General features: G+C 71.9%; 22 protein-coding genes and 1 tRNA gene. 9 read left to right on the forward strand and 14 right to left on the reverse strand.

The annotated features are described in order from the left end of the window. The first annotated feature begins 80 nt into the window (after positions 1 to 80). From KLO01_RS13385 to KLO01_RS13395, 3 genes are read left to right on the forward strand one after another with little or no spacing between them, the layout of a single operon-like run. The gene (locus tag KLO01_RS13385) at positions 81 to 803 is read left to right on the forward strand and encodes a TetR family transcriptional regulator (RefSeq protein WP_246136210.1); all 723 of its coding nucleotides are present in this window, start codon (positions 81 to 83) and stop codon (positions 801 to 803) included. Positions 804 to 805: 2 nt separating this feature from the next. Continuing rightward, complete coding sequence (locus KLO01_RS13390; RefSeq protein WP_246136211.1) at positions 806 to 2,827, forward strand: acyl-CoA dehydrogenase family protein; 2,022 nt, start codon at positions 806 to 808, stop codon at positions 2,825 to 2,827. Beyond that, positions 2,824 to 3,489, forward strand: a complete 666-nt coding sequence (locus KLO01_RS13395) for a class I SAM-dependent methyltransferase (protein ID WP_147065918.1) — start codon at positions 2,824 to 2,826, stop codon at positions 3,487 to 3,489. The genes KLO01_RS13390 and KLO01_RS13395 overlap by 4 nt, the downstream gene beginning before the upstream one ends. Here KLO01_RS13395 and KLO01_RS13400 read toward each other — a convergent pair. The 9 genes from KLO01_RS13400 to KLO01_RS13440 form a co-directional block, all read right to left on the reverse strand. Then, positions 3,468 to 4,589 (reverse strand): NAD(P)/FAD-dependent oxidoreductase, encoded by a 1,122-nt coding sequence (locus tag KLO01_RS13400; protein ID WP_147065920.1) that lies wholly within the window; start codon positions 4,587 to 4,589, stop codon positions 3,468 to 3,470. The two genes, KLO01_RS13395 and KLO01_RS13400, sit on opposite strands and share 22 nt — an antisense overlap. Further along, complete coding sequence (locus KLO01_RS13405) at positions 4,586 to 5,869, reverse strand: class I SAM-dependent methyltransferase (RefSeq protein WP_147065921.1); 1,284 nt, start codon at positions 5,867 to 5,869, stop codon at positions 4,586 to 4,588. The genes KLO01_RS13400 and KLO01_RS13405 overlap by 4 nt, the downstream gene beginning before the upstream one ends. Next, positions 5,866 to 7,242, reverse strand: coding sequence for an FAD-binding oxidoreductase (locus tag KLO01_RS13410; protein ID WP_147065924.1), 1,377 nt, complete (start codon positions 7,240 to 7,242; stop codon positions 5,866 to 5,868). The genes KLO01_RS13405 and KLO01_RS13410 overlap by 4 nt, the downstream gene beginning before the upstream one ends. A 104-nt stretch (positions 7,243 to 7,346) precedes the next feature. Further along, the gene (locus KLO01_RS13415; RefSeq protein WP_147065926.1) at positions 7,347 to 7,604 is read right to left on the reverse strand and encodes an Ada metal-binding domain-containing protein; all 258 of its coding nucleotides are present in this window, start codon (positions 7,602 to 7,604) and stop codon (positions 7,347 to 7,349) included. Beyond that, on the reverse strand, positions 7,601 to 8,896 hold the full coding sequence (locus KLO01_RS13420; protein ID WP_222611977.1) for a DUF6884 domain-containing protein: 1,296 nt from the start codon (positions 8,894 to 8,896) through the stop codon (positions 7,601 to 7,603). The genes KLO01_RS13415 and KLO01_RS13420 overlap by 4 nt, the downstream gene beginning before the upstream one ends. A gap of 191 nt (positions 8,897 to 9,087) precedes the next feature. Next, a tRNA-Val gene (locus KLO01_RS13425) sits at positions 9,088 to 9,161 on the reverse strand. A gap of 110 nt (positions 9,162 to 9,271) precedes the next feature. Further along, a complete protein-coding gene (locus KLO01_RS13430) occupies positions 9,272 to 9,802 on the reverse strand; it encodes a TIGR02611 family protein (protein ID WP_246136212.1) in 531 nt (176 codons plus the stop codon). Continuing rightward, a complete protein-coding gene (locus KLO01_RS13435; protein ID WP_222611978.1) occupies positions 9,799 to 10,650 on the reverse strand; it encodes an aminotransferase class IV in 852 nt (283 codons plus the stop codon). Before KLO01_RS13435 ends, KLO01_RS13430 begins: the two co-directional genes overlap by 4 nt. 84 nt (positions 10,651 to 10,734) lie before the next feature. After that, a complete protein-coding gene (locus tag KLO01_RS13440) occupies positions 10,735 to 11,781 on the reverse strand; it encodes a chorismate-binding protein (RefSeq protein WP_147065928.1) in 1,047 nt (348 codons plus the stop codon). A 44-nt stretch (positions 11,782 to 11,825) separates the two neighbouring features. Between KLO01_RS13440 and KLO01_RS13445 the strand changes: the two genes are divergently transcribed. The 5 genes from KLO01_RS13445 (at position 11,826) to KLO01_RS13465 (ending at position 16,493) form a co-directional block, all read left to right on the forward strand. Then, entirely contained in the window at positions 11,826 to 12,857 is a 1,032-nt protein-coding gene (locus tag KLO01_RS13445) for a class I adenylate-forming enzyme family protein (protein WP_147065929.1), read from the forward strand. Next, positions 12,854 to 13,993, forward strand: a complete 1,140-nt coding sequence (locus KLO01_RS13450) for a thiolase family protein (protein WP_147065932.1) — start codon at positions 12,854 to 12,856, stop codon at positions 13,991 to 13,993. Before KLO01_RS13445 ends, KLO01_RS13450 begins: the two co-directional genes overlap by 4 nt. A 101-nt stretch (positions 13,994 to 14,094) precedes the next feature. Beyond that, complete coding sequence (locus tag KLO01_RS13455; RefSeq protein WP_147065933.1) at positions 14,095 to 14,547, forward strand: pyridoxamine 5'-phosphate oxidase family protein; 453 nt, start codon at positions 14,095 to 14,097, stop codon at positions 14,545 to 14,547. After that, the gene (locus KLO01_RS13460) at positions 14,544 to 15,830 is read left to right on the forward strand and encodes an acetyl-CoA hydrolase/transferase family protein (protein ID WP_147065935.1); all 1,287 of its coding nucleotides are present in this window, start codon (positions 14,544 to 14,546) and stop codon (positions 15,828 to 15,830) included. Before KLO01_RS13455 ends, KLO01_RS13460 begins: the two co-directional genes overlap by 4 nt. Positions 15,831 to 15,911: 81 nt before the next feature. Beyond that, entirely contained in the window at positions 15,912 to 16,493 is a 582-nt protein-coding gene (locus tag KLO01_RS13465; RefSeq protein WP_147065937.1) for a CBS domain-containing protein, read from the forward strand. 19 nt (positions 16,494 to 16,512) lie between these two features. On the opposite strand, the gene KLO01_RS13470 is transcribed toward KLO01_RS13465, so the two are convergent. The 5 genes from KLO01_RS13470 to KLO01_RS13490 all read right to left on the reverse strand — a co-directional run bounded on the left by KLO01_RS13470 (position 16,513) and on the right by KLO01_RS13490 (position 21,383). Continuing rightward, complete coding sequence (locus KLO01_RS13470; RefSeq protein ID WP_147065939.1) at positions 16,513 to 16,941, reverse strand: pyridoxamine 5'-phosphate oxidase family protein; 429 nt, start codon at positions 16,939 to 16,941, stop codon at positions 16,513 to 16,515. Beyond that, entirely contained in the window at positions 16,941 to 17,828 is an 888-nt protein-coding gene (locus tag KLO01_RS13475; RefSeq protein WP_147065941.1) for a universal stress protein, read from the reverse strand. Before KLO01_RS13475 ends, KLO01_RS13470 begins: the two co-directional genes overlap by 1 nt. A 106-nt stretch (positions 17,829 to 17,934) precedes the next feature. Beyond that, positions 17,935 to 18,579, reverse strand: coding sequence for a response regulator (locus KLO01_RS13480; RefSeq protein WP_147065943.1), 645 nt, complete (start codon positions 18,577 to 18,579; stop codon positions 17,935 to 17,937). Positions 18,580 to 18,626: 47 nt separating this feature from the next. Beyond that, positions 18,627 to 19,571, reverse strand: coding sequence for a universal stress protein (locus tag KLO01_RS13485; RefSeq protein WP_147065945.1), 945 nt, complete (start codon positions 19,569 to 19,571; stop codon positions 18,627 to 18,629). A gap of 51 nt (positions 19,572 to 19,622) precedes the next feature. Further along, entirely contained in the window at positions 19,623 to 21,383 is a 1,761-nt protein-coding gene (locus KLO01_RS13490; RefSeq protein ID WP_147065947.1) for a GAF domain-containing sensor histidine kinase, read from the reverse strand. A 191-nt stretch (positions 21,384 to 21,574) separates the two neighbouring features. On the opposite strand from KLO01_RS13490, the gene KLO01_RS13495 reads away from it, so the two are divergent. Then, a complete protein-coding gene (locus KLO01_RS13495; protein ID WP_147065949.1) occupies positions 21,575 to 22,615 on the forward strand; it encodes a zinc-dependent alcohol dehydrogenase family protein in 1,041 nt (346 codons plus the stop codon). Positions 22,616 to 22,670: the final 55 nt, after the last annotated feature.

Raw genomic sequence — 22,670 nt, forward strand, 5'->3', positions numbered from 1 at the left:
GACGTGGTCGCGTGGGACGCGCCACATATCCGGTACTGACGGTAGCAGGTATCGCCTTCCACCTGCTACGGTCCGATCTTGTGACCGGCACCACGAAGACGCAGCGCGACGAGGCGGTGGACGGACGGAGCAGTCGGTGGGAGAGCCACCGCGCCCGTCGTCGGACCGAGCTTGTCGAGGCGACCCTGCGTGCCATCCGTGCGCGCGGCGCCGGGGTCGGCATGGACGACATCGCGAGCAGCGCGGGCACGTCCAAGACGGTCTTCTACCGTCACTTCACCGACCGCGCCGGCCTCTACTCGGCCGTGGCGGAGCGGGTCAACCGGATCATCCTGCGCGACATCACCAAGGCCGTCGGCGACCTCAGTGCGTTCTCCGGCAGCGCTTCCCAGCGTTCGACGGAGCCTCGGGCCCTGCTCGGGGCCGCGGTCGACGCCTACCTGTCCCTCGTCGAGACCGACCCCGAGGTCTACCGCTTCATCGTCGCCGCTCCCCTGGTCCCGCCGTCCGAGCGGACCGAGACCATCGACCTCGCGTCGACGGTGAGCCGCGCCATGGGCGTGCAGATCGGGGCCCTCATCGCCGTGACGCTCGCCGGCGCCGGACGCAGCACCGAGCCTGCCGAGACGTGGGGCCACGCCGTCGTCGGCATGGTCCGCGCGGCCGGTGACGAATGGCTCCGCTCCGGAGCGGCCACCTCGGGCACCTCGCGTGCCACCCTCAACGAACACCTCACCGAGCTCATCTGGGGCGGTCTCTCGTCGGCGTGGCCGACCGAGCCCGCCACCCCCGACAAGGAGTGACCGTGGACGACCTCAACCCGGACCAGTCCGGCACCCGTGCAGCCGAGCGTGCACCTGCCGACCCCACCGGCGACCTCACCACCGAGCTGACCCGGATCCTCGACGGACGCTGGGGCGACGTGCGTCGGCGACTGCGGGCGCACGACGACGTCTCGCGGTTCGCACCGCCGGACGGCCCGCTGTCGATGGAGGAGCACCGCGCCCACACCACGCGCCAGCTGCTCGCCCTCACGGGTGAGGACTTCGCGTCGGCCGGCCTGGCCAAGGGCATGGGTGGCACCGGCGACTTCGGGGCCTCCGTCACGGCCTTCGAGATGCTCGGCCACGGCGACCTCTCCCTCCTCGTCAAGGCCGGCGTCCAGTTCGGGCTGTTCGGAGGCGCGCTCGCCAACCTGGGCACCCAGCGGCACCACACGGCATACGTGCCCGGCATGTTGGACGGCTCGCTCCTGGGCTGCTTCGCGATGACCGAGACCGGCCACGGTTCCAACGTGCAGCACCTCGAGACGACGGCGACGCACGACCCCACGACCGACGAGCTCGTCATCCACTCCCCCACCCCCGGGGCGCAGAAGAACTACATCGGCAACGCCGCACGCGACGGCCGGATGGCAGCCGTGTTCGCCCAGCTCGTCACCGCCGACGGCGAGTCCCACGGCGTCCACTGCGTCCTCGTCCCGATCCGTGACGAGAGCGGTCGGCCGATGCCGGGCGTGACCATCGGCGACTGCGGCGCCAAGGGCGGGCTGCCCGGTGTCGACAACGGGACCCTCGAGTTCGACTCCGTCCGGGTGCCCCGGTGGAACCTGCTCAACCGCTACGGCGACATCTCCCCCGACGGCACCTACACCTCGCCGATCGACAACACCTCACGGCGCTTCTTCACGATGCTCGGCACCCTCGTGCGCGGGCGCGTCTCGGTCGCGGGCGGGGCGGGCGCGGCGACGCGGTCGGCCCTCACCCTGGCGACGCGCTACGCCCTGCACCGTCGGCAGTTCGCCGCACCGGGAGGCGCCGAGGAGCTCACGCTCATGAGCTACCGCGCGCACCAGCGCAAGCTGCTCCCGGCGATCGCGCGCAGCTATGCGCTCATGCTCGCCCAGAACGACCTCGTCGCGATGATGCACGAGGTCGCGGGTCATGAGGGCACCGCTCCCGAGGAGCACCAGCGTGAGCTCGAGGCGCGCGCGGCGGGCATCAAGGTGGCCGCCACCCGCCACGCCACCGACGCGATCCAGATGTGTCGTGAGGCGTGCGGTGGAGCGGGCTACATGGCCGACAACCGGCTCACCGCCCTCAAGGCGGACACCGACGTGTTCACGACGTTCGAGGGCGACAACACGGTCCTGCTCCAGCTCGTCGCCAAGGGGCTGCTCACCGAGTTCCAGGAGACGTTCGAGGACAACTCGCCGCTGGCGATGATCGCGTTCGCCTCGCGCTTCACGGCCTCCTCGATCCTCGAGAAGACGCCGGCCGCGGGCCTCATCTCCAAGCTCATGTCGCGTGCCCCCAGCAGCGACGAGGACGGCGCCGAGCGCCACCGTGGCCGTCAGGTCTCGCTCTTCGTCGACCGCGAGAAGCACCTCCTCGAGGGCGTCGCGCTGCGGCTGTCCAAGGCGGCCAAGGCCGAGCCCGCGGACGCGTTCCGGATCTTCAACAACGCGCAGGACCACCTGCTCGCCGCGGCCGAGGCGCACATCGACCGCGTCCTGCTCGAGGCCCTGTGTGCCGCGGTCGAGGAGTGCGAGGTGGGCCCGACCAAGGACCTGCTCGACGACGTCACCGACCTCTTCGCGCTGTCGACGATCGAGGGGCACCGCGCGTGGTACCTCGAGCACGGCCGGCTCACCCCGGTCCACTCCAAGGCCGTCATCCACGACGTCGGAGTGCTGTGCAAGGACCTGGCCCCGCACGCCCGCACCCTCGTCGACGCCTTCGCGATCCCCGACGCCTGGCTGGGGGCTCCCGGGCTGCTCGAGCCGTTGGGGTCCTCGGCCGGCCAGGACCCGGACGCCGGCGCGTGAGCGAGGAGTCGGCGATCCCACCCAGCCGGTGGGCGCTGGCCGGTGAGGGCACCCACGGCTACGGCCCGCGCTTCGCGGAGCTCGTCGCCGGTGGGGAGGACGTCGACGGCGAGGCCCGCCTCGTCGACGCGATCGCTCCCCGTGGCGCCCGGATCCTCGACGCCGGCGCCGGCATGGGCCGCGTCACCGCTGCCCTGCGCCTGCGCGGGCACGACGTCACGGGCATCGAGCCGGACCCCTCGCTGGTCGCCCAGTCCGAGCAGACCTACCCCGGCATCGACCTGCTCCCCCTCGACATCCTCGAGACGACGCCCGAGGTGCTCTCGGCGCACGGGCGAGCCACGGCATACGAGCTCGTCGTCGCGGTCGGCAACGTCTTCATCCTGCTCGCCGAGGACACCGAGCAGTGTGCGCTGACGATGCTGCGCGACCTGCTCGCCCCCGGCGGGCGGATGCTCATCGGCTTCCACCTGTCGGCGGGTCCGGCGGGCAGCCGCAGCTATCCGCCCGAGGAGTTCCGGCGGGACGTCGAGGCAGCGGGGCTCGTCGTGGACCTGCACGCGGGCAGCTACGAGCTGCACCCGACGAACGCGGAGTATGCCGTGTGGCTGCTCAGCGTCGCCGGCTCACCTCGGGGCGCTCACTCGGCGGGGGGCGCCTGACCGACGCTGGCGCGCATCTCGTCGGAGGCGTCCCAGTCGTTGGCCTGCATGGCCGCGACCACCGTGTCGTCTCGGACCCACCAGGCCCGGAACGGCCCGCTGAAGTCGCCACGGGTGATGACGCGGTCGTAGCCGTCTGGTCCGGTGTGTCCGAAGTACTCCATGCCGAGGTCGTACTGGTCGGTGAAGAAGTAGGGCATCCGGTCGTAGGGTTCGGCCGCGCCGATGATGGTCGCGGCGGCGGCCTTGCCCTGCTCGATCGCGTTGTCCCAGTGCTCGACCCGCACGCGGCGGCCGAGCACGGGGTGCTGCTCGTTGGCGATGTCGCCGACGGCGAGGACATGCTCGTCGGAGGTCCGCAGCAGCTCGTCGACGAGGACACCGTTGTCGACCTCGAGCCCGGCCGCCTCGGCCAGCGCGGTCCGGGGCGAGGCGCCGATTCCGACGACGACGAGGTCGGCCTCGGCGAGGTCCTCCGCAGTCACCGACGTGCCGAGACGCAGGTCCACCCCGTGCGCACGGTGCAGGTCGGCGAAGTGCTGGGCGACCTCCGGCCCGAGCACCGCGAGCAGCGGCAGGTCCGCGCTCTCGTGGACGGTGACGGCCGCGCCCGCGGCCCGGGCCGCGGAGGCGACCTCGAGCCCGATCCAGCCGGCACCGATGACCGCCACCCTGGCGTCGCTCGTGAGTGACGCCTTGAGCGCGAGCGAGTCCTCGACCGTGCGCAGGTAGTGCACCGGCCGGCCCGCCTCGTCGGCGAGACGGAGGTGGCGCGGCTCGGAGCCGGTGGCGAGCACCAGCCACTCGTAGGGCTGTTCGCCTGAGCTGGTGACGACCCGTCGCCCGGCGAGGTCGATCGACTGGACCTCGACGCCGGTGCGGACGTCGACGTCGTGCTCACGCCACCAGGCGTCGTCGTGGACGTAGGCCGAGTCGACCTCCTTGTCGCCGAGGAGGACGGCCTTGCTCAGCGGTGGGCGCTCGTAGGGCAGGTGCTCCTCGACGCCGAACAGGACGATCTCGCCGTCGTAGTCGCGCTCGCGCAGGGCCTCGGCGGTCTTGGCACCGGCGAGGCCGGCACCCACGATGACGACGCTCATGACGCCCACCACTGCCGCAGCGGCACCCGTGGCAGCGCGGACTCGTCGGGGCGGACGGCGAGCACCTGGTGGAGCTGGACGACGTTGCGCTCGAAGCCGCGGCGGCAGCCTGCGAGGTAGAGACCCCACACCTTGGCGGTGCCCTCGCCGACCTCGTCGACGCACTCGCCCCAGTGGTCCACGAGGTTCTCGCTCCACCCCGTGAGGGTCAGGGCGTAGTGCTCGCGCAGGTTCTCCTCGTGCAACACCTCGAAGCCGGTGTCCTGCATCGTCGTGATGATCCGCCCGGAGCCGGTGAGCTCACCGTCGGGGAAGATGTAGCGGTCGATGAACGCACCGGTGCTCTTGGGCCGGTTGTCGGGCCGGGTGATGCAGTGGTTGAGCACGAGTCCGCCTTCCTTGACGTGGGTGAGCATCCAGCGGAAGTACGCCGGGTAGTTGCGCACCCCGATGTGCTCGGTGATGCCGATCGACGAGATGGCGTCGAAGCCGCTCTCGGTGACGTTGCGGTAGTCGTCGTGCCGCACCGAGGCGAGGTGGGTCAGGCCCTCGCGCTCGATGGCCTCCTGCGCCCAGACCGCCTGCTCCTTGGAGAGGGTGACGCCGATTGCGTGGACACCGCGGCGGGCGGCGTAGCGGACCATCCCGCCCCAGCCGCAGCCGATGTCGAGCAGCCGGTCACCGGCCTTGAGCCCGAGCTTGTCGAAGACGAGGCGGTACTTGTTGTCCTGCGCGGCGTCCAGGTCGGTCGCGCGGTCCGGGAAGACGGCGCAGGTGTAGGTCATCGTCGGCCCGAGCACGTGCTCGTAGAACCGGTTCGAGACGTCGTAGTGGTGCTGGATCGCCTCGCGGTCACGGGTGAACGAGTGCCGCAGCCCTTCGGTCACGCGCCGCCACCGCGGGAGCGCCTCCTGCGGCGGTGGGGGCGGCGGGGTGAGGCCTCTCGGCCCGAGGACGCGGGCGAGGTCGAGGACGAGCCGCGGGTCCGGACGGCGGAAGTGCAGCCGTTCAAGGTCGACGAGCACGTCGTAGGGGTTGCCGGGGTGCACGCCCTCGACGACGAGGTCTCCGGTCGTGTAGGCCCGGGCCATCCCGAGGTCGCCCGGCGCGGTCGCGAGGTAGGAGACCGCACGGTGGTTCGCGATGTGGAGACTTCGTTGTGCGCTGTCCGGTCCGGTCTTGGACCCGTCGTATGCCGTGATGCGCACCGGGAGCGGCCCCGTCACCACCTCGTCCACGAGGTCAGCGATCGTCCGGGGCTCTCGGGTCGTACTGGTCATGCGTGTCGCACCGCCTTGTCGTAGAGGTGGGGGAAGCGTCCGTCGGGGTCGTGCGTCGCCTTGAGGACGGCATACGTGTCTCCGCCGTAGAGGGCGTCGAACTGCTCGCGGGAGTAGAAGGACTCGGAGTAGAGGGACTTGTGGCCGGCGAGCTCGTCGACGCGACGCTCGATCGCACGGTTGGTGGCGCCGCGCTCGCCCCCGGGGACGCTGGACCAGAAGCCGATGTTGACGTAGGTCTCGTCGGGGCGCAGTGGGTAGAGGTCCCAGGTCCGCTCGCCGCGAAGACGCAACGGGCACAGCCAGATCGGCTCGATCGGGACGGTGTCGAGGAACCAGTGGAGGAACTCGGCGGTGTGCTCGAGCGGGATCTCGACGTCCTGGACGACGCGCTCGCGCGGCGGGTTGCCCTTGCGGGCCTCCATGCGGTCGGAGAAGTGCGTGCGTTGGTCGAGGGCGACGAGCTTCCAGTAGGCGCTGGAGCGTCGCCAGCGCTTCGGCCACAGGCGGCGGACGCGAGGGTTCTGGGCACCGAAGGCGCGCGAGCACCAGAACCAGTCGGTGTCCCAGCGCCAGAGGTAGTCGAGCGTCGTGAGCAGGTCGCGCTTCGGCTGCGGCTCGTCGTGCTGGATCGAGCGGTAGTAGACCTGCTGCCCGGTGTAGTCACTCGTCGGGCCGTCGTCGTCGCTGTGACGGGCGAGGGTGAGGTAGGCCTCGTCGGCGCTGAAGACGACGCCGTCGACGAAGTCGACCCGCTCCCCCTCGTGCTCGCGGGTCGCGACGACGTCGGCGATGACGGCGCAGAGGGCGTCGAGGTCGTGGAACCGCACGTGGCGCAGGGCGACGTGCCGCTGGACGGGTTCGAGCTCGATGCGCAGCCGTGTGGCGTAGCCCAGCGAGCCGTAGGAGTTGGGGAACCCGCGGAAGAGGTCGGCGTGCTCGTTGTCGGGCGTGGCCGTGACGATCTCGCCGCTGCCGGTCAGGATGTCCATCTCGAGGACCGACTCGTGCGGGAGCCCGTTGCGGAACGACGACGACTCGATGCCGAGCCCGGTCACCGCCCCGCCGAGCGTGATGGTGCGCAGCTGCGGCACGACGAGCGGCATGAGCCCGTGCGGCAGGGTGGCCGCGACGAGGTCCTCGTAGGTGCACATGCCGTCGACCTCTGCGGTCTGCCGGCCGACGTCGACGACGCGGACGCCGGTGAGACCAGTGGTGTCGAGGCCCCGGGTGCGTGTGCTCGTGCGTTCGCGGAAGAGGTTGGAGGTGCGCTTGGCCAGGCGGACCCGCTCGGTCGGCGGGATGGCCGCGAAGCTGTCGAGCAGCCGCTGCTCCCCGCTCGTGCGTGCGGGGGCGGGGAGGGTGCGCTCCATGTTCCGCACGTTACGCCTGTGGTGCGACACCCGTCTGCCGACTTCCCGCAGGGCGGACACTCGTATGCCGTCCGCCCCTGCGCCGTGCTGTGGGATCGGCCCGGTCAGGTGGTGGCGTCACGCCAGACGCGGTACTGATCGGGCAGGCAGGTGTGGCACGGGCGGAAGCCGGCGGCGATGGCCGTGTCCTCGTCGGCGAAGAAGACTCGGTGCGTGACGTACTTGCCCTTGGCGATCCAGCGCAGAGCCCCTGGACAGTCGAGCCGGCCGTAGACCTTCGTCCTCCGGTGACCACCGAGCGTGCCCGGAGTCGGCGACGCGTGGGGCCGGCCGTCCCGCCCGACGAGCGTGTACGTCGTCATCGCTCCTGACCGTATGTCTTCCTCAAAAGGGACAGCTGCGCTCGACGTGGTGTCCTGGCGACCTTGGCGAGGTTCAGCGGCGGGTCCAGCTGGGTGAGTACTTCGGCTTCCAACTGCTCCAGCGTGGTGACGTCGGGGACTGGCACTGTGTTCACGCGGAGGTGCGCATGCATCCATTGAGTCAGCGCTTCCTCGTCGATGGTGTGCCGCCCATGGGCCTTCGCGAGTACCGATCCCAAACTACGTCGAAGAGTCGAGAACTCATGCTTCTTCCCCAAGTGCATCGTCGCGATGCGCCCCCAAAGCGTGTTCGAGGATGGCTTGCCACCACTTCGTGTTGCGCCAGCGAGGCCGGCATAGATCAGACCCGGCTCGATGTCATGCTCCAATCCCCGACTGAGGTCTGCGGCACCCGGCTCGTCGACCCACCAGCTGTACATGCCAGGCACACGGAGCGCCGATCCACCGCTTGCCACGATGTCCTGTAGCGGTCGGGCCAACTTCTCGTCCACGAGCTGAGCGAGGACGTCGGACGTCCTTGACGAGTGCTGGGACTCACGCTGGAGATACCAGGCCAAACGTCTGCCGAAGGACAGCCCCGCAAGCGGCTCGCGAACGTGAGCCCCACGAGGAACGACGGCCCCACGTACGGCCTCGACGTAGGCCGCCCCCGCATGAACGTCAAACACGACGTCAGCGAGTGATCCCGCCGCCTCCTCCAACTGTTGGGCCACCCTTTCTCCCCACATCGCCCTCTCTGCCCGCGAGAAGTCGGGCAGGTAGCGCTCGTAGGGCTCGACCCACTGGTCGGGCCTGACGAGCCCGTGCTCCGCCGAGAGAATGAACCACGGTCGGCCGGCGCCCTCGGCGTACTTCCGCATCTTCAGGAAGTAGTCCGAGGTGTAGAGGTCCTTGGCAGGTGCCCCGTGACCGAGCTTGGACTTCACGCACCCCACAAGCACGCTGTCAGCGACCCGACCAGCCCGGTCCGTGACGTCGTTCGAGGGGGTTTCCGCCTTGACCGGGCGAGGCACTCTGACCAAGGCTCCGGCGTTCCCCTCGCTGTTGATCACGAAGCCGAGGTTCTGCAACCACCGTCGAGCTGACTGGGACTGGAACCGCTGGCGATCGGAAACCCCCGTCGCGAGCGAGATCACCTGCTTGACGGGCCAACGTCGACCGTCGATCTCGACCCAGTACTCACGGACGACTTCTGGAACCTGGCCCGTGAGCCGCGCCCGGACAACGTCAGCACTCAACTCGAATGACTCGCCGTCCATTGTGAAACGCATGCCCATTGATATCGCGGTTGCTGGTTCACGTGAAGGGCACCGACCGCACTGACGAGAAGGACCTGCTGGGGCCGGTGCGCCTGCAGGTCCTGCGACGGGTGGAGGTGAAGGCGGGCCTCAACATGGGCGCCCTAGCTTGTGAGGGTGGACGTGAAGGCGGGCCTCAACACGGGCGCCCGAGCTTGTGAGGGTGGACGTGAAGGGACTCGAACCCCTGACCTCTCGCGTGTGAGGCGAGCGCTCTAACCAGCTGAGCTACACGTCCGGCGCCCACCGCGAGGCGGGCTGGATGAGGATACCCGGCGCCTCTCCCCTCGACGAAATCGGGGCCGCCACGTCACGACTGATTGCCCCAACGGGCCATCAGTCGTGCACTCAGACGCGGGCGGTGGTGCGCATCCACTGCTCGAGCCCGTCGGGGAAGAACCCCGGGATCCCGGAGTAGTGGAACGTCAGCCACAGCACCGTCGCGATGAAGGCGAGGCCGACGATCCCGACCACGGCCTTGACGAAGGGGTTCTGGCGCTTGATCCACGACTCCCATGCACGCACGTGCCGCTTGACGAACTCGAGCACCCGCTGCGCCCGCTCGAATTCGGTGGCCCAGATGGCGAGCCCACCGATGACGACGAGCCAGCCGGGGCCGGGGAACGGGATGAGCAGGATGCCGAGGATCACGACGACGAGCCCGAGGATGAACACGCCGACGCGGTAGACCTTGGCCGACGTGGGGTTGGCGCGGATCCGACGCCGCCAGGCCCAGTCGTCGTCCTCGGCGTCGAGGAAGACGTGGTGGTCTGCGTGGTCCGGGTGATCCGGGTGGTCCGGATGGTCTGGGTCTCCAAGGCGCCGCTCAGCGCCCTCGGCGGGATCCGGGAGCTCGTCGCGCAGGGGCGACCCGCTCACGGGTCCATACCGAGGTCGGCCTCGGCGGTGCGCCAGATCTCGACCATGCGTGCCGTGACCGGGCCGGGGGCCGGTGAGAGCTCGCGGTCGTCGACGAGGTGGACGCCCTGCACGTCGCGCGAGGAGTTGCTGATGATGACCTCGTCGGCCGTCTGCAGCACGTCGAAGGGCAGCACCTCCTCGACGACCTCGAGACCGGCCTCTCGGCACCACTCGATCGCAAGCTCGCGGGTGATGCCGGCGAGGCAGCCGCTGTCGAGCGGCGGAGTGCGCAGGACACCGTCGGTGACGACGAAGACGTTGGACGCGGTGCCCTCGCAGAGCTCCCCGCGCGTGTTGGCGAGCAGCGCCTCCTCGGCACCGCGGGCGCGGGCGTGGGTGATGGCGATGACGTTCTCGGCGTACGACGTCGTCTTGAGGCCCGCCGTCGCGGCGCGCTCGTTGCGCACCCACGGCACGGTGACGACCGCCGCCGACGGCGCGTGCGGCGACGACGGCGTCGACGCGATGACGATGGTGGGCGGGGAGTCGTGCCGGTCCGAGCTCAGCGGGCCGGCGCCGCCGGTCACGGTGATCCGGACGCGACCGAAGGCAATCGGGTCACCCAGCGACAGCACCTCCTTGACACCCTCACGCACCCGCGCGTCGTCGACCTGGGGCAGCCCCAGCCCCGACAACGTGCGCCCCAGCCGACGCAGGTGCCGCGTCATCGCGAACGCCTCGCCATCGACGATCTTGCACGTCTCGAAGGCCCCGTCCCCGACCGTCACCCCGTGGTCCAGCGCTCGTATCGACGGGACGTCCGCGTCCACGACCTGACCGTCCACCCATACCCGGATATCGCTCATGGGTCCGAGCATTGCAGATGGGGCGTGCGCCTCCCATGAGGACATCCCGGAGCCCACCCGAGTCAGCCGCAACCGAGGCGCGAGTCAGCCGCGAGTCGCCGGACGGACCCGACCGCTCGCCAGCGCCATGAGCCGCTTCGCCTTGAGCTCGGTCTCGTGCAGCTCGCCCATCGCGTCCGAGCCCCACGTGATGCCGGCGCCGGTCCCGAACCGGAGCTTGCCGCCGCCACCACCCGCCGCCCCTCGCTCGACCCAGAACGTCCGGATGCCGACCGCGAGCAGCGCCTCGTCGCGGTCGGCGTCGATCCAGCCGATCGCCCCGCAGTAGGGACCGCGCGGCACCGGCTCGAGGTCCGCGATCGCCTGCAGCGCCGTGTGCTTGGGCGTGCCCGACACCGAGCCCGGCGGGAACGACGCGTCGAGCAGCTCGCGCCACGACGCACCGTCGCGCAGCTCCCCCGAGACGTCCGACACGAGGTGCACCAGCCCGGGGTGCTGCTCGACGCGGCACAGGTCGTCGACGCGGACGGTGCCGGGACGGCATACGTGCTGGAGGTCGTTGCGGACGAGGTCCACGATCATGACGTTCTCCGCGTAGTCCTTCGGCAGCATCTCCTCGACCGTCGGCGCGGTCCCCTTGATCGGGCTCGAGCGCACCGTGCGACCACGTCGCTCGAGATAGGCCTCCGGCGAGGCGCACGCGATCTCGAGCGCAGCCTCCGGGATGTCGATCGTCGCGGCATACGGCGCCGGGTTCCCCTGTGCGAGAACGCCGCCCAGCGCACGAATGCTCATCTCCGGACCGACGGAGCAGCTGAGGACGCGGCAGACGTTGACCTGGTAGACGGTGCCGCGCGCGATCCGCTCGCGGACCTCCTCGACCCCCTCGACGTATGCCGTGTCGTCCAGGCTCCCGGTCCACTCCCCCTCGACCCCGGTCCAGCCGACGGCCGGGGTGGGCGACGGGTGACGGGCGACGGAGGGCATGCGGACGGCCGTGAAGGCGCCCTCGAAGGTGATGACGACGGCCCAGAACCCCGACGTGACGTCGTCGATGTCGGAGGTGACGGCGTCGATGCCGCTCGCCTCGATGATGCCCCCGTCCAGGGAGCTGAACCTCGCCCACGCCACGGCGTCGATCGTAGGGGGTGCCCCGCGTGTGAGACCGTGGCGCCGTGCGTGAGACGGAGGCCCGGGCGGCCCTGCGAGCGATGGGCGTGCTGCACGAGCGCGACGGGCGCTCCTGGCTCGAGCTCACGACGTCCGGCACTACCACGTCGCCGCGCACCGTCGTCCGCTCGCTCGCGTCGTGGGAGGACAGCTTCGAGCACGTGAGCCGGCTGACCGGGGTCGGCGCCGAGGACCGGGTGCTCGTGCCCGCACCGCCGACCGGGTCGATGTTCGCGTTCGCCCACGCGCACGCTGCGCATGTCGGCGCCGAGGTCGTCGCGCTCGCCCGCTGGAGCGTCGCCGCGGCCTCCGCGGCCCTCGAGACCTGCACCGCCGCGCACCTCACCCCGGCCATGCTCGAGGCCCTGCTCGACCGCGACCTCGCAGCACTGCGCACCGTCGTCTGCGCCGGCGCCACGCTGCCCGAGTCCGTGCGGCACCTCGCCCGTGACAGGGGTCTCACGGTCGTCGACTACTACGGCGCCGCCGAGCTGAGCTTCGTCGCGATGCGCGTCGGGACGCGGCTCGAGGCGTTCCCCGAGGTCGAGCTGGACCTGCGCGACGGCGTCGTCTGGGCGCGCAGCCCGTGGCTCGCCGACGGCTACGCGCCCGGGCAGACCGGTCCCCTGCGGCGGGACGCCGACGGCTTCGCGACCGTCGGTGACCGCGGCGCCCACGACCCGGACCTCGGGCTCGTCGTGCTCGGTCGCGGGGACGACGTCGTGACGACCGGAGGGGTGACGGTGCTCTGCGCCGACGTCGAGAACGCTCTGCTCTCGCTCCCCGAGGTCAGGGCGGTGGCCGTCGTCGGGACCCCGCACCCCACGCTCGGCGAGGTGGTCGAGGCGGTCGTGGTCGGCACCGACGACCTCGACCTCCCTGCCATGCACGACCGGGCCTCTTCCCTCGTCGAGCGCAGCCACCTGCCCCGACGCTGGCACCAGTGGGACGCGCTCCCCCTCACCGCAGCGGGCAAGCTCGACCGCGCCGAGGTGCGCGCCCGGCTCGCCGCGCGACGACCCGAGGAGACGGCATGAACGACAGCACCCCCGTCATCATCGCGGCGAGGCGCACCCCGATCGGCACGGCCGGACTGGCGCTCAAGGACGTCGACACGACCGGGCTCGCCGCCCCGGTGCTCGGCAGGCTCCACGACGACCTCGGTCACGACCACACCCCCGACCAGGTCGTCCTCGGCAACTGCGTGGGCGCGGGTGGCAACGTCGCTCGCGTCGCCTCTCTCGCGGCCGGCTTCGACGTCGGCGTCCCGGCGCTCACCGTCGACCTCCAGTGCGGCAGCGGCCTCGCCGCCATCACCACGGCGGCGGCGTTCGTCCGCTCGGGCACGGCGGACCTCGTCCTCGCCGGTGGCGTCGAGAGTGCGAGCACGGCGCCGTGGCGCATGTGGCCACCGGCCGATGGCGCTGCGCCACAGCGCTACTCGCGTGCCCCCTTCGCCCCGGCCCACATCGGCGACCCCGAGATGGGAGCGGCTGCCGACGCCGTCGCCGCGCGCTGGGGCATATCCCGCGAACGACAGGACGCGTATGCCGTCCGCTCCCACTCGCGTGCCGCCGCGGCTCGCGCAGCCGGCCGGTTCGACGACGAGCTGGTCGCGCTCCCCCGGCTGGACCGTGACGAGCGCGTGCGGAGCACCCTCAGCGCCACCACGCTCGGGCGGCTGCCCGCCGCCTTCACCAGCGGCGGCACCGTCACCGCGGGCAACGCCTGCGGGATCAACGACGGCGCCGCAGCGGTCGCGGTCGTGAGCGAGGGACGCAGGCGGGCGGACGGCATACCGGGTCTGGCCTGTGTCGACTGGGAGACCATGGGGGTCGACCCCAACCTGCCCGGGGTCGGTCCGGTCCCGGCGATCCGGAAGCTGCTGCGGCGCAACGCCATCACCCTCGACGACGTCGGCGTCATCGAGGTGAACGAGGCCTTCGCGGCACAGGTGCTCGCGTGCTGCGACGAGCTCGCCCTCGACGAGGAGCGGGTCTGCGTCGAGGGCGGCGCGCTGGCCCTCGGGCACCCGTGGGGCGCCTCCGGTGCGGTCCTCGCCGTCCGGCTCTTCAGCCAGATGGTGCGGCACGACGGGCCCGAGCTGGGACTCGCCGCCATCGCCGTCGGCGGCGGCCAGGGCGTCGCCATGCTCGTGCGCCGCGTCGGTTGACCCGAGCCCCGAACCGCGGGACCGACCCACGACCTCCGCAGGCGCGCGGACCGGGACCTTGGGCCCTGTGGGACGTCCGCCGCCACCAGCAGCATGGGGGCATGGACACCGACGGAATCGAGGGTGCAGCAGCGGGGACCAGCGGTGGCACGCGCGCGCTGAGCACCGAGGAGTCGTGGGACCTGCTGCGCCAGGCGGTCATCGGCCGGCTCGCCGTGGTGCACGACGGTGCGCCCGACATCTTCCCGGTGAACTACGTCGTCGACCACGGCACGATCGTCCTGCGCACCGCGCGTGGCACGAAGTACGAGTCGGCGCGCAACCAGCTCGTGGCGTTCGAGGTCGACGGCTACGACCTCGACGACGTCGAGGCGTGGAGCGTCGTTGCACGCGGCCGCGCCGTCGAGGTCAAGGACGTCGACGACTCGATCGCCGTCATGGCCCTGCCCCTGCTCCCCTGGGCCGAGGGCTCGAAGCCGCACCTCATCCGGCTGCTGCCGGACACGGTCACCGGACGCCGCATCCACGTCGTCGGCGGGGTGCGCCGCGCGTGATCGCCTCGACGACGACCGCCCTGTCAGCTGCACTGCGACGTGCGGCCTGGCGCCTCGACCGTCCTCTGCGCGTCGTCGCCGGCGGCAACGCCTCCGTGCCCTGGACGCTGCTGCGGGTGCTGGACGAGTCCGTGCACGAGTACGAGCTGTTCATGCTCAACGCGCCGCACGGCATACCGGCTCGTCCCGGAGTCACCTACGTCACCCCCTTCGTCGGGCCCGGCATGCGCGGTGCGCCCGGGCTCTCCTACCTGCCGGCGCGGCTCTCACACGTGCCGGCGCTGTTCCGCTGGAGCTTCGTACCCGACGTCGTTCTCGTCACCGTGTCGCCGCCGCGCGGTGGTGGTGAGGTCTCGCTCGGCGCCGAGGTCAACCTGCTCCCTGCTGCCATCGACGTGTGCCGGGCCACCGGCGGTCTCGTCGTGGCCGAGTCGCGAGCGGACGTGCCCTACACGTTCGGCGACTCCGAGACCACGCTGGCCGACCTCGACGTCGTCGTCTCGGTCGCCGCACCACGGGCCGCGGCGCGCGTGGCGGCACCACCCGACCCCGACGTGGAGCTCATCGGTGGGCACGTCGCGTCGCGGATCTCCTGCGGCGCCACCCTGCAGCTCGGCATCGGCACCATCCCCGACGCCGTCGTCCCGCGGCTCGCCCACCTCCACGGGCTCGGTGTGTGGAGCGAGATGGTCTCGGACGGCATCCTCGACCTCGACGACGCCGGGGCGCTGGACCCGCAGCGGCAGGTCGTGACGTCCTTCGCCGCCGGCAGCCCGCGGCTCATGGCCTGGCTGCACGAGAACCCGCGGGTGCGCATGCTGCGGACGGAGACGGTCAACGACCCCGGGCGGATCGCCGCCAACCCGGCGATGACGAGCGTCAACACGGCGCTCTCGGTCGACCTCTTCGACCAGGCGAACGCGAGCCACATCGGCTCCAGCCTGTACTCGGGCTTCGGAGGCCAGTGCGACTTCGTCGTCGGCGCGATGAGCTCGCCGGGCGGGCAGTCGATCATGGCGCTGCGCTCGTGGCACCCGCGGGCCGCGGTGTCCTCGATCGTCGGGCTGCTCGAGGCGCCGGTGACGTCGTTCCAGCACACCGCCGTCGTCACCGAGCAGGGCATCGCCGAGATCTGCGGGTGGGACTCGCAGGCGCAGGCCCAGCACCTCATCGACGAGGCCGCGCACCCGTCGATCCGCGACGAGCTGTGGGAGGAGGCCGACGGGCTCGGCCTCGGCGGGCTCCGACGCACCGGTGCCAGGGCCTTGTCCCCACAGGCCTGAGACCAGCAGGCTGGGCACACCCGCAGCGCACGCCCAACGCAGCAGGCGCCGCGAAGCACACCTCCGAAGGAAGGAACCGCGATGCTGGTGTCCGAGGTCATGACCTCTCCCGCGCTGTCGCTCCCGAGCACCGCCACCCTCGACGACGTCGTCGAGCTGCTCGGCGGCTCGGGGATCAGCGCGGTGCCGGTGGTCGACGACGCCGGTCGGTGTGTCGGGATCGTCTCCGAGGCCGACGTGCTCACCGAGCCGCTCCCGCGTGACCCGCGGGCCCACATGTGGACGCCACCGGCATCCGGCGGCCCGTCGCGCACCCTGGACGAGGTCATGACGGTGAACCCCACGTGCGTGGCGTCGACCGACGACTGCGCCGAGGTCGCCGCCCTCTTCGCGCGGTCGGGGTTCAAGAGCATGCCGGTCGTCGACGACGACGTGCTCGTCGGCGTCGTGAGCCGCAGCGACATCCTGCGCGCGATGTCGGTCTCGAACTCCTCGCTCGCCTCAGCCGTCTCCCGCGCCTTCACCTCCGCGGGTATGCCGGAGCGCGCCATCTCGGTGCAGTCCGGTCACGTCGTGGTGTCGCCGGCCGACGACGGCCTGGACGACGCGGTCGTCGCAGTCGTCCAGACCGTGCCCGGGGTGCGGAGCGTGCGGCTCGGCTGACCGCCGGCCAATGCTCCGATCAGGCGGGTCGCAGCTCCCGGCCCGTGATCGTGGTCGGGCGGATCCGGACCCACACCGACATGGTGGGGTCACCGATGGTCCACGGCGCCCCGTCGCTGGCCTCGACCTCGGCGACGACGTCGTCGTCGTCGAGCAGCGAGGCGGTCCCGGTGACCGCCACGCTCCACCCGGAGCGGGTCCCGACGTCGTACTCGTCCACCTCGTAGCTCATGGGGTCGTGGTCGGCGGCGGCCTCGATCTTGCTGCTGCCGCTCGTGCGGAAGCACACGTCGCTGCCGTGCATGACGTGGTGCACCGGCAGCAGGACGACCTCCCCGTCGTGGACGAAGGCCACCCGCCCGATGACGGAGGAGCCCAGCCGCCCGAGGCACTCGTCGGTGCCCATGACCCGGAGGCCGCTGTGGTCGGTGGCGGCGCCGACGTCCATCACGCCTCCCCTCGCTCGGTGTGGATCACGGCGATCGGGCACGGGCGGTCGTGGTGGATGAGGCCCTGGCTCACGGACCCGATGAGCAGACCGACGAAGCCGCCGTGACCACGGCTGCCGACGACGATGAGCTGGGCGCCCTCGCAGTGCTCGAGGACCGCCTCGACGGGCAGGTTGCGCCGCAGCACCGTGCGGAGCTCGACGTCGGGGAACTTCGCGGCCCACGGGGCGACCGCCTCGTCCAGCACCGACTGGTGGTGTCGCTCGAGCTCGACGATGTGCTCGGGGCTGAGCCAGGTGGTGTCGAAGGTGTCAGGCACGTCGAGCGTCCACGCGTGGACCGCCACGAGCGGGGTGCCCAGTCGGGCGGCGCGCTCGAAGGCGAAGGCGAGCGCGGCGTCGTTGGGCGTCGAGCCGTCCACGGCGACCACGATCGGGGCGTGCGGGTCGCTGCCGCTGGGCCGGTCGGCGACGACCACGGGACAGGTGGCGTGGGCCGCGACCTGGGCCGACGTGGAGCCCTCGACGAGCTCACCGAGCACCGAGTGGTGGTGACGACCGACGACGACCATCTCCGCGCCGTCAGCGGCGGTCACGAGCACGGCCGCGGGGGTGCCGACCACGGACTCCGTGACGATCTCGACGGTCGGCGAGAGGGCGGAGACTCGCTCCCGCGCCCTCACCACGGTCTCGCGGTCGAGGTCCTCCGGCCACGGGGCAGCCGGCCCGAAGCCGGGGGCCGTCGACCACAGCATCCCCCGGGCCACGACGACCTTGAGCGGGCGGTCGAGCCGCTCCGCCTCCCTCACGGCCCACTCGAGGGCGATCTCACCGTCCGGCGAGTCGTCGTAGCCGACGACGACGGGGCGGGTGGTCTGGGCGTTCATGGCTCCTCCTGCGCTGGTGTCGGGTTCTCCGTTCCCAGCGTCGCCATTCCCCGGCACCGGCCACAGGGCCCTAGGTCCCGAAGCAGGTGCCCCGTCGGGCCCGCCCTCAGCGACCGTCCGGCGCGGCCGACCCGTGCTTCGCGACGTAGACGGCGGCTTGGGTGCGACGCTCCAGGCCCATCTTGGCGAGCACCGATGTCACGTAGTTCTTGACCGTCTTCTCCGCCAGCGACATCGTCTCGCCGATCTGGCGGTTGGTCAGCCCCTCGGCGATGTGCTGGAGGATGCGCCGCTCCTGCGGGGAGAGCTCGGAGAGCCGCGGGTCCTCGACGTCGTGGCCCCACTGCTTGCGCAGCCGGGCGACGACACCCTCGTCGAGCAGCGTCTCGCCCGCGGCGACCCGGCGGATGGAGTCCACGAGCTGGGTGCCACGGATGTCCTTGAGCAGGTAGCCCGCCGCGCCCGCCATCACCGCGGCCCGCAGCGCCTCGTCGTCGTCGAACGACGTGAGCACCAGGCCGGCGACGGTCGGGTCCACGGAACGCACGTCACGGCACACGTCGATCCCCGATCCGTCGGGCAGACGGGCGTCGAGGACCATGACGTGGGGCCGCAGCGCCGGGATCCGTCGGGTCGCCTCGGCCGCGGAGGCCGACTCGCCCACGACCTCGATGTCCTCCTCGACCTCGAGCAGCTCGCGCAGCCCTCGACGGACCACCTCGTGGTCGTCCAGCAGGTAGACGCGGATCATCGACACCCTCCTTGAGCGGTTGGGCTCATCGTAGGACCGGGCACCGGTCAGATCGCACCGCTTCGCACCACGGCGACCGGCAGCTCGGCCTGGCGGAGGACGCCGCGGCTCACCGAGCCGAGCATGAGCCCCACGAAGCCACCGCCGCCGCGTGCCCCGACCACGAGCAGGCCGGCGTCGCGCGCCTCGGCCAGCAGGACGTCGGGAGGGCTGCCCTGGGGCGTGCGCGCGGACGTCGGCACCCCCGGGTGGTTCCGGGCGACGTGGTCCTCGGCGGCCGCGACGCTGGCCGCGGCGCGGTCGTACTCCTCCCCGGCCAGGTCGGCACCGGGGGTCGACTCGTCCCAGAGCTCGGCGAGCCACGGCTCGACCTCGTGTCCGGACCACGCCGAGACGATGACGAGCCCGACGCCGGCCGTCTCCGCCGCTCGCGCCGCGAACTCGACCGCTCGCAGGGACGCCCGTGAGGTGTCCACGCCCACGACGACCGGTCCTCCCTGACCCAGCCGCCGCTCTCCCTGGACCACGACCACGGGGCAGCGCGCGTGGGCGCTCAGGGCGAACGAGACCGACCCCAGGCTGGCCGTCGGGTGCTCCCGCCTCGTCCGGCGGCCGACGACGACCAGCTCCGCCGACTCCGACATCGCGACCAGCTCGGCCGATGGCCGCCCGACCGCCCCGACGCTGCGGACGTCGAGGTCCTCGTGCGCGCGGCGCGCGAGCTCCGCGCCCCGGCCGGCGACCCGGCCGACGGCGTGCCGCAGGGCGCCGACGTCGGGACCGTGGCGGAGGTCGGGAACGGCGGGCAGCAGCGGGTCGACGGCGCACGCGACCATGAGCCGGCAGCCCTGCCGGTCGGCCCAGTCGGCCGCCCAGACCAGGGCCGCGGCCGCCTCGGGGGTCGCGTCGTAGCCCACGACGACGGTTCCCGCGGGCGCGCTGCGCACCTGGCCGTGGGTGGCGAGGACGGGGGTGGGGTGCAGCTCAGCCATGGCACGACTCTGCGACGAGCTCGGTCCCGGCGACAGGGAACTAGGTCCCGGTCACCCCCGCGGCTCGACGAGGGGCACCCGCCACTCGAGCGTGGCCCCCGAACCCGTTGCGGAAGCGACCCGGAAGGTGCCGCCACGGCTCTCGGCCCGGCGAGCGAGGTTCCCCAGCCCCGAGCGGACGGCGCCGTCGGGGATGCCCCGGCCGTCGTCGGTGACGACCACCCGCACGTCGCCGCCGTCGGCGTCCCCCTCGTCCCCCTCGTCGCCTGCGCCGTCGTCGACCACGACCGTCACCGTGACCGACGAGGCCGAGGCGTGCCGGGCCACGTTGCTCAAGGCCTCGCGCACCACGGCGAGCAGCTCGGGGGCCACGGCCTCGGGGACGTCGGCGACGGGCCCCGAGATCCGCAGCTCCGGTGAGAAGCCCAGGGTGACCGCGGCGTCGCCGCACAGCGTGGCGATCTCGGCACTGAGCGGCCGGCTTCCGGGCACCCGATGGAGCGCGAAGATCGTGTGCCGGATGTCGCTGATCGCCGCGTCCAGCTCGTCGACGGCGCGGTCGAGCTTGGCGCGCACCTCCGGAGGGCTCATCGGTGCCGCGGACTGCAACGACATCCCCGTCGCGAACAGCCGTTGGATGACGTTGTCGTGCATGTCGCGGGCGATGCGGTCACGGTCCTCGAGCAGCTCCGAGCGGGCCCTGTCGCTGCGGGCGCTCGCGGCCCCCAGCGACACGGCGAGGTTGCGCCCGAAGGGCTCGACGTGGACGAGCAGGTCCGAGTGCACCTCGTGCGCCCAGTCGACGACGAGGACGCCGGTCGGTGTCTCACCCAGGGCCACCGGCACCGTGGCGCGGCTCCCGTCCGGACCCGTGGGCTCGATCCGAGCGGGACCGAGCATGGCCGCCAGCACCGCCGGGTCCCGCACCACCTCCCCCTTCTCGAACGCCGGGTGCACGGACTCGGACCCCTCCGACATGTCGACTCCCTCGGACTCCGAGGTGGCCACCACCACGACGTCGGAACCGCGCCGCAGCGCCACCGCGCACGAGTCCGCCTTCGCGAGTCGCCGGACGTGTGCGGTGACCTCGGCGAGGACCTCGTCCTGCGCGGTCCCGGCCAGGAGCGCCTGGGTGGCGTCACCGAGAACCTCTCCCCAGAGCTGCTGGGTGCGGGCGTGCTCGTAGAGCCGCGCGTTGTCGATCGCCACACCGGCGGCCGCGGCCAGGGCGATGAGGATCGCCTCGTCCTCGTCGCTGAACTCCGGGGCGGACCGCTTGTCGGTGAGATAGAGGTTGCCGAACACCTGGTCCCGGATCCGCACTGGCGCACCGAGGAAGCTCGTCATCGGTGGGTGGTGCGGTGGGAAGCCGTACGAGTCCGGGTGCTCGGCGATGTGGCCCACCCGCTGCGGGCGCGGACTGGTGATGATCATGCCGAGCAGCCCGTGCCCCCGCGGGAGCGGGCCGATCGCCGCCCGCTCCTCGTCGCTGACGCCGTGCGTGACGAACTCGACGAGCTCCTCACCACTGGGCCCGAGGACACCGAGGGCGCCGTAGGTCGCGTCGACGAGCGTGCACGCACCGACGACGATCCGACGGAGCACCTCGGCCAGCTCGAGGTCGGAGCTCACGGCGATGACGGCGTCGAGCAGCGAGCCGAGACGCTGCTGGGACACGCGGGCGCTGTCGGCCCTGGCCCGCAGCTCCTCGACGAGGTCGTCGAGCTCGAGGGAGGAGAGCGGCCACCGCTGTGCGGTCCCGGAGGCGTCGCCAGCCGTGGATTCCCCCGTGGGCGACGCGGATCCAGTCACGCCGCGATCCTATGCGGTGCCCTCGCGCGTGCGTCGCGGTTCGACCGACACCACGCCGTATGCCGTCCGCCCACCTCCGTGCGCCGCTCCGGCTCGCCCGCCCGGGACCTCCGACCCTGTCCGGTGGCCGCGAGCCGGCGTGGACTGGGAGTGCGGCGGCACCTCGGCCGCCCCGGAAGGAGCGAACGACCATGAAGGCACTCGTCTACCACGGCCCCGGACAGAAGGCCTGGGAAGAGGTCCCCGACCCCACGATCGTCGATGACACCGACGCGGTGGTCCGGGTCGATGCCGTGACCATCTGCGGCACCGACCTGCACATCCTCAAGGGCGACGTGCCCGCCGTCACCGACGGGAGGACCCTCGGCCACGAGGCGGTCGGCACGGTCATCGAGGTCGGCTCGAGCGTGCGCAACGTCAAGCCCGGCGACCGCGTCCTCGTCTCGTGCATCACGTCCTGCGGTGCCTGCCGCTTCTGCCGGGAGGGCCGCTACGGCCAGTGCCTCGGCGGCGGTGGCTGGATCCTCGGCCACCTCATCGATGGCACCCAGGCCGAGTTCGTCCGGGTGCCCTTCGCGGACACCTCGACCTTCGCCATCCCCGAGGGAGTGAGCGACGAGGAGGTGCTCATGCTGGCCGACATCGGCCCGACGGGATACGAGGTGGGCGTGCTCAACGGGCGCATCTCCCCCGGTGACACCGTCGTCGTCGTGGGTGCGGGCCCCATCGGGCTCTCGGTGATCATGGGCGCCAAGCTCTTCAGCCCGGCGCGGATCGTGGCGGTGGACCTCGCCGACTCACGGCTCGAGGCCGCCAAGCAGTTCGGCGCCGACGTGACGATCAACCCTTCGCGTGAGGACGCGGTCGAGATCGTCCGGGGCATGACCGACGGTCTGGGTGCCGACGTCGCCGTCGAGGCGGTGGGCGTCCCCGAGTCGTTCGAGCAGTGCACCGCGCTCGTGAGGCCGGGCGGCATGGTCGCCAACGCCGGCGTCCACGGAGTCCCGGCCACGCTGCACCTCGAGGAGCTGTGGATCAAGGACGTCACCATCACCACCGGCCTGGTGGACACGTACTCGACCCCCACGCTGCTCAAGCTCGTCGCGAGCCACCAGATCGACCTCGCGCGGTTCGTCACGCACCGGTTCGCCATGGCCGACTTCATGGAGGCCTACGACGTGTTCTCGGCCGCCGCCGACACGCACGCCCTCAAGGTCGTCCTCACGCCGTGACGACGACGCGACGGGGCCGGGTGGGCAGGTCGACGACCTGCCCACCCGGCCCTGT

The organism is Knoellia locipacati (assembly GCF_007992835.1).
Classification (GTDB): Bacteria; Actinomycetota; Actinomycetes; order Actinomycetales; family Dermatophilaceae; genus Knoellia; species Knoellia locipacati.

What these genes read in the sequence shown, in the direction of transcription:
- KLO01_RS13400 (WP_147065920.1), bottom strand. Translation starts at nt 4,589, where the DNA reads ATGAGCGTCGTCATCGTGGGTGCCGGCCTCGCCGGTGCCAAGACCGCC.
- KLO01_RS13405 (WP_147065921.1), bottom strand. Translation starts at nt 5,869, where the DNA reads ATGACCAGTACGACCCGAGAGCCCCGGACGATCGCTGACCTCGTGGAC.
- KLO01_RS13410 (WP_147065924.1), bottom strand. Translation starts at nt 7,242, where the DNA reads ATGGAGCGCACCCTCCCCGCCCCCGCACGCACGAGCGGGGAGCAGCGG.
- KLO01_RS13415 (WP_147065926.1), bottom strand. Translation starts at nt 7,604, where the DNA reads ATGACGACGTACACGCTCGTCGGGCGGGACGGCCGGCCCCACGCGTCG.
- KLO01_RS13420 (WP_222611977.1), bottom strand. Translation starts at nt 8,896, where the DNA reads ATGCGTTTCACAATGGACGGCGAGTCATTCGAGTTGAGTGCTGACGTT.
- KLO01_RS13435 (WP_222611978.1), bottom strand. Translation starts at nt 10,650, where the DNA reads ATGAGCGATATCCGGGTATGGGTGGACGGTCAGGTCGTGGACGCGGAC.
- KLO01_RS13450 (WP_147065932.1), top strand. Translation starts at nt 12,854, where the DNA reads ATGAACGACAGCACCCCCGTCATCATCGCGGCGAGGCGCACCCCGATC.
- KLO01_RS13455 (WP_147065933.1), top strand. Translation starts at nt 14,095, where the DNA reads ATGGACACCGACGGAATCGAGGGTGCAGCAGCGGGGACCAGCGGTGGC.
- KLO01_RS13465 (WP_147065937.1), top strand. Translation starts at nt 15,912, where the DNA reads ATGCTGGTGTCCGAGGTCATGACCTCTCCCGCGCTGTCGCTCCCGAGC.
- KLO01_RS13470 (WP_147065939.1), bottom strand. Translation starts at nt 16,941, where the DNA reads ATGGACGTCGGCGCCGCCACCGACCACAGCGGCCTCCGGGTCATGGGC.
- KLO01_RS13475 (WP_147065941.1), bottom strand. Translation starts at nt 17,828, where the DNA reads ATGAACGCCCAGACCACCCGCCCCGTCGTCGTCGGCTACGACGACTCG.
- KLO01_RS13480 (WP_147065943.1), bottom strand. Translation starts at nt 18,579, where the DNA reads ATGATCCGCGTCTACCTGCTGGACGACCACGAGGTGGTCCGTCGAGGG.
- KLO01_RS13485 (WP_147065945.1), bottom strand. Translation starts at nt 19,571, where the DNA reads ATGGCTGAGCTGCACCCCACCCCCGTCCTCGCCACCCACGGCCAGGTG.
- KLO01_RS13495 (WP_147065949.1), top strand. Translation starts at nt 21,575, where the DNA reads ATGAAGGCACTCGTCTACCACGGCCCCGGACAGAAGGCCTGGGAAGAG.